Raw genomic sequence first — 267 nt, 5'->3', positions numbered from 1 at the left:
TATGGCTGCCTGGCCTGGCAAAAGGATGCTCACGACAGCGTCAAACAGGCGGAAGAGGGTATGTCCCGGACATTCCATGATCTGGGGGTATGGAGCAGCCTTGGGGTATTACACAGTTCAACAGCAGCCCTGTTCCACAACTTTGCGGGAAACAGGGCGGAAATTTTACTACCGGAGTTATTCACAACCGCCCATTCACCTATCAATGCCTTTCCTGGCAGCATCGGTTACTGGGATACCAAGGTCACAGATCAGTCAGACTGGGGA

At 52.8% G+C, this 267-nt stretch carries 1 protein-coding gene; it reads left to right on the top strand.

Annotated elements, in window-relative coordinates:
• Positions 1-267: hypothetical protein (locus tag E1189_RS23580; protein WP_196221206.1), on the top strand; the 267-nt coding region annotated here is incomplete at both ends.

It is taken from the genome of Parendozoicomonas verongulae (genome assembly GCF_009711465.1).
In the GTDB taxonomy this organism is placed as follows: Bacteria; Pseudomonadota; Gammaproteobacteria; order Pseudomonadales; family Endozoicomonadaceae; genus Sansalvadorimonas; species Sansalvadorimonas verongulae.
The sequence above is the reverse complement of the archived record's forward strand: the minus strand, read 5'-3'. Positions and strand labels throughout refer to the sequence as shown.